Source organism: Ralstonia mojiangensis (assembly GCF_023955645.1).
Classification (GTDB): Bacteria; Pseudomonadota; Gammaproteobacteria; order Burkholderiales; family Burkholderiaceae; genus Ralstonia; species Ralstonia mojiangensis.
This window is the reverse complement of the sequence record NZ_JAMXHU010000001.1, coordinates 466,947-478,200: the sequence shown is the minus strand read 5'-3', so window position 1 is coordinate 478,200 and position 11,254 is coordinate 466,947. Positions and strand designations below refer to the sequence as shown.

The following is an 11,254-nucleotide window of genomic DNA, read 5'->3' as shown; positions in this document are numbered from 1 at the left end:
TATTCAGAACGCGATGCCCAGCGAGACGCTCGGCCGGAACTGCTTCTGCTGGATGCCATAGGCCATGTCGAGCTGGATCGGCCCCACGGGGCTCTTCCAACGTACGCCCACACCCACACCGTTGAACCAGCGGCGCTCCGACCAGTTGTCGGTGGCGGTGCCGGTATCCCAGAACACGGCGGCACCCCATTGCGGCAGAAACCAGCGTTGATACTCCAGCCCGCCCGTGACGAGGAACTTGGTCGGCAAGGTGCTGCCGTTGACGTCGTTACCGATGCTCTGGAAGTCGTAGCCGCGCACCGACTGCGTGCCGCCCGTGCGAAAGCGCAGCGTGGCCGGCACGCCATCGCCGGAACCGGACGTGATGACCGCGCCCAACTCGCCGCGCGCAACGAAGATATCGCGCTGCCCCACCGGCACGAACTGGCGAATGCGGCTGTAAGACCGCACGAATGATTGGTCCGTCAGCACGCCCTTGACTGCCGCGCCGATCTGGGTGGTGATGATGTTCCCGCGGCGCGGGAACAGCGGGTCGTCCACATCGCGGCGCGTCCAGGCGAAACCCGGAACGAGCGCCTTGCTCAACTGGCGCTCGGCGCCATCGGGCCGCAGGTCGTCGTAGTAGAAATCAACGGTGAACGACGTCTCATAGATGCCGCGCACGCGCGTCTGCTTGAAGCCGGACCGATAGCTGCGCGTCTCGGTGCCCGAGGTGTCGGTGCGGTCCATGCTGGTGTAAAGGCTATTGACGTATTGCTTGTCGTCGGGCGGCACGGTCACGCCGGCAAACAGGTACTGGCGGCGCTGTTCGATGCGGGCCTGCGTGTCGAGCACCCAAGCCTTGCTGAACAGGTTCAGATATTGATAACGCCCTTCCAGCGAGGCGCCTGTGTCCGTGCCGTAACCCACACCGCTGGTGATGCGGTTGGGCGGGTACTCCCGCACGCGCACCCGCACCGGCGCGTTGACCGGGTTCTTCGGGTCGTCGCCCAGGTCAACGATGGCGTTGGAGAAATACGGTTGCCCCTGGATGGCGGCCTGCAACGCTTGCAGACGATCGGCGGAGTAGTCCTCACCCACGCGCAGCGGATTCACGTGATTGATGATGCTGATCGGGTAGCGCGACAAACCCTGCACATCGAGCGGCCCCAGCGTGTAGGCCGGACCGCTGTCATAGCCCACCGACAGGTCCGCCTTGCTTTCATCCGGATCGACACGCGCCTGCGACGACATCTGCTTGGCCGCGTAATAACGTTTGCTCTGCAGCGCGGCCAGACCGTCGTCCTTGGCCTTGTCCCAGCCCGCTTGGCGGAACGCCATGCCGTGCTGCAGGCTCCACGACTTTTTCAATTCGTCGATGCGCTTGGCGTCTTGCGTAATGGCGCCGGTAAAGTCCAGCGCCACGGTATCGATGGTGGTACGCGGGCCGGGCTCGACCTTCACGTTGACCACGCGGTGGTCCGGCGGGCCGTCCAACTTCGCGGTCGCCTTCGGCACGAAATAGCCCTCGGTGGCCGTCAGCTTGGTGACTTGGTCGCCAATGGTCTCGACCATGTACTGGAGCTGGTCGTCGGTGATGTCCTTGCGGTCTTTGTAACGCGACAGGTCCAGATGGCGCTCAAGCAAGTCGCGAATGGACTTCGGCGCATCGATCTTGACATCGTATTCAGCGTGCGCCGGGACGCAGGCGAGGGACAGCACAAAGCCGGCCGCCAGCGCGGCGGCGGGCAAACCCAGGAAACAAAAGCGTGGTGGTCGTGACGGTCGCGATGGTCGATTGGAGCCGGTCATCGTGGCAAGCGTGGCGCCGCCCCACGGGCAGGCTGAGTCGAAGGAAAGGCGTATTTGACCATACCGCCCCCCGCCGGTGCCCAGGCAATTGCAACGAACGCGGCCTTCCGAATCGGCCGACAGGGTTTCGCACGTGCCGTGCCCAAGGCCTTTACGCCGGCCAATACGGTAAAATGCGCCGGTTTTCCGCCCGGGAGCTTTCCGTGCGGGCAAGATCATCCAACATCACATACCGCCATGGCCCTCTACAAGTCCGAGATCACCCAGTTCCTGGAAGAACTCAAGACCCAGAAGCCCGACCTGGAAGCGCAGCAGCGCCAAGGCCGGTCCCTGCTGTGGGACAAGGACCCGATCGACCTGGAAGAGCGCGCGCGTGCCAAGTCCGCCCGCGTGCCGCAAAAGCCGTACGTCTACTCGCTGGACTGATCGGCCGACCGGCCCTCGGCCCGCCAGGCTCACCGCCGCATGACCACTTCCGCGCAGGACAAGCTGCCACTGCCCGTCGAGCTGCCAAGCGTGGCGCCCGATCAGGATTCCACGCCCGCGCAGGTCGACGGCCTCGCCTTTGCGCGGCTCTACGGCGAGCCGCTGTTCAAGCTCCCGCAGGATCTCTACATCCCGCCCGATGCGCTCGAGGTCTTTCTCGAAGCATTTGAAGGGCCGCTGGATTTGCTGCTGTACCTGATCCGCCGCCAGAACTTCAATGTGCTGGACATTCCGCTGGCGCAAGTCACACGGCAGTATCTGGCATACATCGAGCAGATCCGCACGACGAATCTTGAACTGGCTGCTGAATATCTGCTGATGGCGGCCATGCTCATCGAGATCAAGTCGCGCATGCTGCTGCCGGTCAAGAAGACCGACGAAGGCACCGAGCCCGAAGACCCGCGCGCCGAACTGGTGCGGCGCCTGCTCGAGTACGAGCAGATGAAGCTCGCCGCGCAGAAGCTCGATACCGTGCCGCAACTTGGCCGCGATTTCCTGCGCGCGCAGGTCTATATCGAGCAAAGCCTCGCGCCGCGCTACCCCGACGTCAATTCCGACGACCTGCGTGTCGCCTGGGCCGACGTGCTGCGCCGGGCCAAGCTCACGCAGCACCACAAGATCTCGCGCGAAGAGCTATCGGTGCGCGAGCACATGAGCCAGATCCTGCGCCGCCTGCAGCACGCGCGGTTCATGGAGTTCACCGAGCTGTTCGAAGAAGCGATCCAGTCCGGCAAGGGCGCGCCAATCGTGGTCGTCAACTTTGTCGCCATGCTCGAGCTTTCGCGCGAATCGCTGCTCGAAATCACACAGGCCGAACCATACGCACCCATTTACGTGCGCCTCGCCTATTCTCCGACGTAATTCGTCCGACCTGACCCGGGCCGAATCACACAACAACTATGAAAGTCATCTCGTCGATCCAGGAATTGCGCGACCAGTTGCGCGGCCAGAACCGCGTCGCCTTCGTGCCGACCATGGGCAACCTGCATGAGGGCCACCTGAGCCTGATGCGCCTGGCACGCCAGCATGGCGATCCGGTGGTGGCGTCCATTTTCGTGAACCGCCTGCAATTCGGCCCGAACGAAGATTTCGACAAATACCCGCGCACGCTGCAGGACGACATCGAAAAACTGCAGAAAGAAGGCGTGTACGTGCTGTTTGCGCCCACCGAGCGCGACATGTACCCCGAGCCGCAGGAATACCGCGTCGACCCGCCGCACGACCTGGGCGACACGCTGGAAGGCGAATTCCGCCCCGGCTTCTTCAAGGGCGTGTGCACGGTGGTGATGAAGCTGTTCTGCTGCGTGCAACCGCGCGTGGCCGTGTTCGGCAAGAAGGACTACCAGCAGCTGATGATCGTACGCCGCATGGCACATCAGTTTGCGCTGCCGGTCGATATCATCCCCGCCGAAACGGTGCGTGCGGATGACGGCCTGGCGCTATCGTCGCGTAACGTCTATCTGACCAACGAAGAGCGCGCAGAAGCACCCGAGCTGTACCGCACGCTGCACCAGGTGCGCCAGGACGTGCTGGAAACCGTGCTGCAAGGCCAGGCTTCGCACGAAGAAGTGACCACCAAGGCGATGGAGTACCTGCGTGGCCGCGGCTGGCAGCCCGACTACGTGGCCGTGCGCCGCCGTTCCGACCTGCAGAAGCCGACGCCCGAGAACATCGCAGCAGGCGAGCCGCTGGTCGTGCTGACCGCCGCCAAACTCGGCAAGACGCGCCTGATCGATAACCTCGAAATCTGAGCGACGCAGCCTCGTCCCGCGAAAAAGCCCGGCACTGCCGGGCTTTTTTCATGCCGCCGCCGACGTGTCGGTAACGCTCGCCTGCGTGGGCGATTCACCCAGCCAGTCGAGAATGCCACTCCACTGCTCCACGTCCTTGGCCACCCGCGAGGGCGCCACGTCCCACAGCGTCAGGCCGTGCGCGGCGAGTTGCACGTAATTCTGCGTATCGCGCAGATAACCCAGGATTGGCACCTCCAGCCCCTGCACGAAACGCTGGAGCTGTTCAGCGGCACGCGTGCGCATATCGACGCGCATGCCGACCACGCCCAGCTTGACCTCGCCATGGCGCACCGGCTTTTCATCAGCCAGTTTGCGCAGGAAGGCCTGCGTGGCGAGGATGTCGAACATGGAAGGCTGCAGCGGCACGATCACGTAGCCGGACATCTTGACGAGATCCCCCAGCCGCCAGCCGTGGAGGCCCGCCGGCGTATCGAGCACCACGTGCGTCGTACCCTTGGGCGGCTTGGCGATGTGGTCGGCGTTGATTTCCCACGTGCGGATGGGCTTGGCGGTTTCCGGGCGCAAGGCCAGCCACTCGCGTGACGACTGCTGGCGATCGGTGTCGCCCAGCATCACGGCGTGATCCCGCGCCGCAAAGTAGCCGGCCAGATTGGTGGCCAGCGTGCTTTTGCCCACTCCGCCCTTCGGATTCGCTACAACGGCCACCGGCATGCCTGCCTCCTTGCGCTCGTCGAATCATGTGTGCCGAATTAGTCACTCGGCAGATCTGTCCATCCGGTAATTATGGCTCAGCCTGCACGTGGCAGCGTTCGGAACAGCGTGGCGAGATCCAGATGCGCTTCGCACGTGTCGGCAAGACGTTCGAGCGATGCCTCACGCAATGCGGCGTAGTCCTGCGCCTGCGCATCGCGCACACCGGCCCAGGCAAGCAACGCGCGGCACGCCTCGGGCGCGTCGAACAAGCCGTGCAGGTAAGTCGCGAGGATTTGCCCGTCGGCGGAGATCGCGCCATCTGTGCGGCCATCGTCGAGTTGCACGGCGGGGCGTGCGAGAGCTGCCCCCTCGGTCACGCCCATGTGGATTTCATAGCCGGCGATGGCCGCACCGCCCTCCGCCAGGGTGCCGCGCACCTGACGCAACTGCTTGGCGGCCTCAAGCGTGGTCTCGAAATCGAGATAGCCGAAACCCTCGACGCTGCCAGCTGCGCCTTCCAGCCCCTGCGGATCATGCAAACGCCGCCCCAGCATCTGCATGCCGCCGCAGATGCCGATCAGCTTGCCGCCGTAGCGCAGATGCCGTGCGATGGCCGCTTCCCAGCCATTGGCGCGCAGCCAGGCGAGATCGGCCTGCACGCTCTTGCTGCCGGGCAGGATGATGAGGTCGGCAGGCGGAATCGGCTGGCCGGGGCCGACCAGTCGAACGTCCACCTGCGGGTGCGCGCGCAGCGCGTCGAAATCGGTGTGGTTGGACACACGCGGCAACACTGGAATGACGACGCGCAGCGCATCGGCTGAGGCTGCGCGCTGCGCGGTCTGCACCGCGTCTTCCGCGTCAAGATGCAAGCCGTGCAGATACGGCAGCACACCCAACACCGGCTTGCCCGTCTGCGCGGTCAGCCAGTCGAGCCCGGGCGTCAGCAGTGAAATATCGCCGCGAAACCGGTTGATGATGAACCCGCCCACGCGTGCGCGCTCGCTCTCGGACAGGCAGGCGAGCGTACCGACAAGGTGGGCGAACACGCCACCGCGATCGATGTCGGCAACGAGCACGACGGGGCAATCGACGGCTTCGGCAAAGCCCATATTGGCGATATCGCGGTCGCGCAGGTTGACCTCCGCCGGGCTGCCGGCGCCCTCCACGAGCACGAGGTCGTACTGCGCGCGCAGCCGTGTGTGCGATTCGAGCACGGCGGCCATGGCGGTGGGCTTGTAGTCGTGATACGCGCGGGCATCGAGGTCGAAGCGCGGCTGACCGTGGATGATGATCTGCGCGCCGGTGTCGCTGTTGGGCTTGAGCAGCACGGGGTTCATGTCGACCGTGGGGGCAACGCCCGCCGCCTGCGCCTGCAACGCCTGGGCGCGGCCGATCTCGCCACCGTCTGCGGTGACGGCGCTGTTGAGTGCCATGTTCTGCGGCTTGAACGGCGCCACGCGCACACCCGCACGATGCGCAACGCGGCACAAGCCGGCCACCAACGTGCTCTTGCCGGCATCGGACGTGGTGCCCTGGATCATCAGCGTGCCCCGAAGCGAGTCCGGCGGCACAGGAAATGGAGCTTTCGACATGCGCGGATTATCGCACCCACCTTGTCGCGCCTGACCGCCGCGCCCTCGCTAAAATGCTGGAATGTCACGCCACCTCACCCTCGTCCTCGGTGGTGCCCGCTCGGGCAAAAGCCACCACGCCGAACAGCTCGCACTGCAATGCGCGGGGCCGGTCACGTACGTCGCCACCGCCGGCGAGGGCGACGAAGAGATGCAATTGCGCGTGGCCCTCCACCGCGCGCGACGCCCAGCCAACTGGGGGCTGGTCGAAGAGCCCGTGCGACTGGCCGAAGCGCTCTACACGCACGCGCAGCACGGTGGCTGCGTGCTGGTCGATTGCATGACGCTGTGGCTCAACAATCTGCTCTTCTCAGAGCACCACGAATATCCCGAGACAGGCCTCGTCACGCCACCCGAAGCCTGGACCGCCGAGATCGATGCGCTACTCACCGCGCTGCCGCTGCTGCCTGGCGAGGTCATCCTCGTAAGCAACGAGATCGGCCTGGGCGTGGTGCCGATGGGCGCCGTCACGCGTTTCTACGTGGATGAGCTGGGCCGGCTGAACCAGCGTCTAGCCGCGCTGGCCGACAACGTGCATCTGCTGGTGGCCGGTATTCCGATGGCGGTGAAAGGGCCGTCACTCGGCGCTGCCACGTGAGCGTGTCGTCGGGTGGCGTATTCGATCTTGGCTGGCCGCTCGTGACGCTGGCCGCGATCGCGGGCGTGCTGCTCGATCGGCTCTTCGGCGAGGTGCCGCGCTGGCATCCGCTCGTTGGCTTCGGACGCATCGCCAAAGCGATTGAGCGCTGCATGAACCGCACACCGGCTGCGTTGGCGTGGTCGCGCATCGTCGGTCTCGTTGCATGGGCTGGCGCCGTGCTGCCGTTCGCGCTGCTGGCGGGATGGCTCGCCGTCATGACGCGTGATGTGTCGCCGTGGCTGGTGGTTGCGCTCGATGCAATCGCGCTCTATTTCGCTATCGGAGCGCGCAGCCTGCATGACCACATCGCGCCGATCGCGCTTGCGCTGCGCGATGCGGATCTGCCCCGTGCACGCACCCTCGCCTCGCGCATCGTCTCGCGTGACCTCACACAAGCCGCGGATGAGCCCATTGCGCGCGCCGCCGTGGAATCTGCGTTGGAGAACGGCAGCGATGCCGTCTTCGCGCCGCTGTTCTGGCTTGTGGTGGCGGGCGCGCCGGGCGTGGTGCTGTATCGGCTGGCCAATACACTCGATGCAATGTGGGGCTACCGCAATGCGCGCTTTACCGGCTTTGGCTGGGCGGCTGCGCGCATCGACGATGTGCTCAACTGGATTCCCGCCCGCCTCACGGCAATCAGCTACGCGCTGCTTGGCCACACCGCCGATGCGCTGCGCTGCTGGCGCACGCAGGCTCCGCAATGGTCGAGCCCGAACGCAGGCCCGGTGATGGCCGCGGGCGCGGGCAGCCTGCGCGTTCAGCTCGGCGGAGCAGCACGCTACGAAGGCGTGGAAGAAGCGCGCCCTTCGCTCGGCACTGGCAAGCCGGCGACCGCAGCAGATATCGCGCGGGCGTTGACGCTCGTGTCGCGCACGTTGTGGTTGTGGCTCGGCGTACTGGGCCTGATCGGGGCGTTGGCGTGGGGCCTGTCGTGAACGCCATCGTCCACGGTGGCAATCTCGCGGCCGCACGCGCGCTGTACGGAGAGCCTGCCGGCGGCTGGCTTGACCTGTCCACAGGCATCAACCCGCACGGCTACCCCATCCCGCCGATCCCGCCCGACGCCTGGTTGCGCCTGCCCGAAGACGACGGCCTCGAAGCGCTGGCCGCCGCGCACTACGGCGTGATCGACGCGCGCGCCGTGCTGGCGGTTGCAGGGTCGCAAGCGGCGATCCGCACGCTGCCGACGCTGCTGCCGCGCGGGCGTGCCGGCATCGCGCAGATCGGCTACAGCGAATACGCACCCGCCTTTGCACGCGCCGGCCACGACGTCGTGGCACTGCCCGAAGCCGCCTTCCTCGGTGACCTGCCCAACGACGTGCAGCACTTGGTTGTCGTCAACCCGAACAACCCAACGGCGCGCGTGCTGCCCGCAGAGACCCTGCGCGATTGGCACACGCTTCTGCACGCACGCGGCGGCACGTTGATCGTGGACGAGGCCTTTATTGAGGCGTTCGACGATGGCCCCACATTGGCGCCCCTGGCTGGCGTGCCGGGGCTCGTGGTGCTGCGCTCCATCGGCAAGTTCTACGGGCTGGCGGGCGCCCGCATCGGCTTTGCGCTGGCGGCGCCTGATCTGGTGTCTGCGCTGCGCGAGGCGCTGGGGCACTGGACAGTCAACGGCCCAGCCCGTGCCGTGGTGCGTGCAGCGCTGGCCGATATCGCCTGGCAAGTTTCAACGCGCGCGCAACTGCGGCATGCGGGGGCGCGGCTCTCGGCGTTGCTGGATCGCCACGGCCTGCCGAATGCCGCCACACCGCTGTTTGCCTGGGCACACGGCCCACATGCGCGGGCGCTGCATGCAGGCCTAGCGCGCCTCGGCATCTGGACCCGCCTGTTTGATGCGCCCTTCAGCGGCTTGCGCTTCGGCCTGCCCCCGGATGAAACCGGATGGCAACGTCTTGCCGATGCGCTAGCATCGCTGTCGCACTCCGCTTGACCTGCCCTCCCCCCCGATGCCCGTTCGTCTCTCTTGTCTCGCCCGTCGCCTGTGCGCACGCGGCCTCTTCGCACTTGCGCTCACGATCGCAGCCGCACCGGCATTTGCCACCATTTCCGTCACGGACGATAGCGGCGCCACCGTTACGCTGCAGCGCCCCGCGCAACGCATCGTCAGCCTCGCCCCGCATGCGACCGAGCTGCTGTTCGCGGCCGGCGGCGGTGCACGCATCATCGGCACCGTGGCTTACAGCGACTACCCGCCACCCGCACGCGACATTCCTCACGTGGGCGATAACCGCTCGCTCGATCTGGAACGCATCGCTGCCCTCAAGCCCGATCTGGTGGTGGTCTGGCGCCACGGCAACGCGCAGAAGCAGATCGACCGGCTGCGTGCGCTGGGCATTCCGCTGTTCTTCTCCGAGCCGCATCGCATGAGCGATATTCCGCGCTCGATCGAGGCGCTCGGCACGCTGCTCGACACCCGTGCCAGCGCGCACGACGCGGCCCAGCAATTCCGCCAACGCGCCGATACGCTGCGCCAGCGCTACGCCAGCCGCCCGCCGGTTTCGGTGTTCTATCAGGTATGGGAACAGCCGCTGATGACGCTCAACGGCCAGCACATCTTCTCTGACATGCTGGCGCTTTGCGGCGGCCGCAATGTGTTTGCCGGCGAGCCCTTGCTGGTGCCGACCGTTTCGCCCGAGGCCGTGATTGCAGCCAACCCCGAAGTGCTGCTGTCCGCCAGCATGGGGGCCACGCAAGGCAGCCGCCCGATCGATACGCTCGACGCGTGGAAGCGCTGGCCGCAATTGCTGGCCGTGCAGCGCGGCAACCTCTTCAGCATCAATGGCGACCTGATCAACCGCTTTGGACCGCGCCTGGTGGAAGCCGCAACGCTGTTGTGCGAAGACTTGGAGCAAGCCCGCATGCGGCGTCTGGGTTCTCAAACCACCAACGGGTTGGGTCGCTGAATCGCGTCGCTGGTCAGCGGTTCCAGAACAGCAACACCGGCAACGCGTCGGGCTGCACACGAAAGCCGCAGGCAGCCCCCCATTGCAGCGGCCATTGCAGCGTCTCGGCCAATGGCCGCTGCAACCAGTGTGCCGCCAGGGCGCGCATGCAGCCGGCATGCGTCACCGCCCACACGCAAGACGCGGGCGTCGCGCTTGTCGCCTCGGCCCAGGTCGTCACGCGCGCCAGCAAATCTGCTGCAGATTCCCCGCCATGCGGATTGCCGTGCACAAGATCGCGCGCCCACTGGTCAATTTCCGCGCGCGGGATGTCCTCCCACTGGCGGCCTTCCCAGGCGCCAAAATCGAGTTCCATCAATTGCGCATCGATTTCGATCGTGGGAAGTTGAGCTATTTGCGCTAAGGCTTCGGCTGTCAGGCGACTGCGTTGCAACGGACTCGCCAGCAGGCGATGCGGGGTGTGGGCGCTGAGTTTCTCGACGATGGCCGAAGGCTCGGGGTCTATCGGCGAAGCCAGCTCCAGATCGGTGCGGCCATAACAGAGACCCGCCGTCATGGCGGGCCGCGCGTGGCGGATCAGGATGACATCCATGCCAGCAACCCCCACAGAATCAGCAGCTCGAACATCTGCTGCGCCATCCCAAGACAATCACCCGTGATGCCGCCGATGCGGCGCACGAAATATCGACCCAGCAGCCAGCGCGCAACGATCAACCCGACGACAACGAGCGCCGTGCACATCGGCCCGAACCATAGAAGAGGGGCGATGCCGAACACGCCGGCCCACAACGCATCGCTCCATCGCATGCGTTGCGCCACTGGCTTGGCTTTGCCTTCAGCGCGCACGTAGTCGTGGGTGAGCAGGTAGCTGACGGCCGCCGCGCGGCTTGCAGCATGCGCGCTCACCATTGCCACGAGGATGGCGATACCATGCGGCGCCATCGCGCTCAGCAATTGCCACTTCAGCAGCAACGCCATGCACACGGCAATCGCCCCGAAGGCGCCGATGCGCGAATCGTGCATGATGCGCAGCCGGTCTTCAGGCGTGTAGCCCCCGCCAAAGCCGTCTGCGCAATCGGCGAGACCGTCCTCATGAAACGCACCGGTCAGCAACAGCGTGGCCACCATCGACACGGCCACCGCCACACCGGGCGCGGGCACCGGGCGCGACACGAGCCAATACACCGCTGCTGCTACGGCGCCCACCAGCCAGCCAATCAGCGGAAAGTAGCGCGCCGCGCGATTCAACCCCGCCTGCGAGAAACCGACCGACGCCGGCACAGGGACGCGGGTGAAGTACCCGACCGCCGTCCACAGCGCCTGCCAATGTTCGCGCAAGGCGTTCAT

The 11,254-nt window shown here is 65.9% G+C and carries 12 protein-coding genes; 7 read left to right on the top strand and 5 right to left on the bottom strand.

What is annotated here, in order from left to right; genetic code table 11:
* Positions 1 to 3: 3 nt before the first annotated feature.
* Positions 4 to 1,791: an autotransporter assembly complex protein TamA gene (locus NG898_RS02275; protein WP_252690905.1), complete on the bottom strand. Its 1,788-nt coding sequence runs from the start codon at positions 1,789 to 1,791 to the stop codon at positions 4 to 6.
* Positions 1,792 to 2,028: 237 nt separating this feature from the next.
* Between NG898_RS02275 and NG898_RS02270 the strand changes: the two genes are divergently transcribed.
* The 3 genes from NG898_RS02270 to panC are packed head-to-tail and all read left to right on the top strand — an operon-like array spanning position 2,029 to position 4,028.
* Positions 2,029 to 2,217 carry a DUF3460 family protein gene (locus tag NG898_RS02270; protein WP_024975037.1) on the top strand — a complete coding sequence of 63 codons (189 nt, stop codon included), beginning with the start codon at positions 2,029 to 2,031 and terminating at the stop codon, positions 2,215 to 2,217.
* 39 nt (positions 2,218 to 2,256) lie between these two features.
* On the top strand, positions 2,257 to 3,138 hold the full coding sequence (locus tag NG898_RS02265) for a segregation and condensation protein A (RefSeq protein WP_092972906.1): 882 nt from the start codon (positions 2,257 to 2,259) through the stop codon (positions 3,136 to 3,138).
* A gap of 38 nt (positions 3,139 to 3,176) precedes the next feature.
* Complete coding sequence (gene panC / locus NG898_RS02260) at positions 3,177 to 4,028, top strand: pantoate--beta-alanine ligase (RefSeq protein WP_045202854.1); 852 nt, start codon at positions 3,177 to 3,179, stop codon at positions 4,026 to 4,028.
* Positions 4,029 to 4,076: 48 nt separating this feature from the next.
* Here the strand turns inward: panC and NG898_RS02255 are convergent, their stop codons facing one another.
* Positions 4,077 to 4,742 (bottom strand): ParA family protein, encoded by a 666-nt coding sequence (locus NG898_RS02255; protein ID WP_252690904.1) that lies wholly within the window; start codon positions 4,740 to 4,742, stop codon positions 4,077 to 4,079.
* Between the two features lie 77 nt (positions 4,743 to 4,819).
* Complete coding sequence (locus NG898_RS02250; protein ID WP_252690903.1) at positions 4,820 to 6,316, bottom strand: cobyric acid synthase; 1,497 nt, start codon at positions 6,314 to 6,316, stop codon at positions 4,820 to 4,822.
* Positions 6,317 to 6,377: 61 nt separating this feature from the next.
* On the opposite strand from NG898_RS02250, the gene cobU reads away from it, so the two are divergent.
* Genes cobU through NG898_RS02230 form a run of 4 tightly spaced genes read left to right on the top strand, consistent with a single transcriptional unit; the run spans position 6,378 to position 9,907 of the window.
* Positions 6,378 to 6,953: a bifunctional adenosylcobinamide kinase/adenosylcobinamide-phosphate guanylyltransferase gene (cobU, locus tag NG898_RS02245; RefSeq protein WP_252690902.1), complete on the top strand. Its 576-nt coding sequence runs from the start codon at positions 6,378 to 6,380 to the stop codon at positions 6,951 to 6,953.
* Positions 6,950 to 7,930, top strand: coding sequence for an adenosylcobinamide-phosphate synthase CbiB (gene cbiB / locus NG898_RS02240; protein WP_252690901.1), 981 nt, complete (start codon positions 6,950 to 6,952; stop codon positions 7,928 to 7,930). Before cobU ends, cbiB begins: the two co-directional genes overlap by 4 nt.
* On the top strand, positions 7,927 to 8,934 hold the full coding sequence (cobD, locus tag NG898_RS02235) for a threonine-phosphate decarboxylase CobD (protein WP_252690900.1): 1,008 nt from the start codon (positions 7,927 to 7,929) through the stop codon (positions 8,932 to 8,934). The genes cbiB and cobD overlap by 4 nt, the downstream gene beginning before the upstream one ends.
* 16 nt (positions 8,935 to 8,950) lie before the next feature.
* Entirely contained in the window at positions 8,951 to 9,907 is a 957-nt protein-coding gene (locus NG898_RS02230; RefSeq protein ID WP_252690899.1) for a cobalamin-binding protein, read from the top strand.
* Positions 9,908 to 9,920: 13 nt separating this feature from the next.
* Here NG898_RS02230 and cobC read toward each other — a convergent pair whose 3' ends face one another.
* Positions 9,921 to 10,499, bottom strand: a complete 579-nt coding sequence (gene cobC / locus NG898_RS02225; protein ID WP_252690898.1) for an alpha-ribazole phosphatase — start codon at positions 10,497 to 10,499, stop codon at positions 9,921 to 9,923.
* Entirely contained in the window at positions 10,484 to 11,254 is a 771-nt protein-coding gene (locus NG898_RS02220; protein ID WP_252690897.1) for an adenosylcobinamide-GDP ribazoletransferase, read from the bottom strand. Before NG898_RS02220 ends, cobC begins: the two co-directional genes overlap by 16 nt.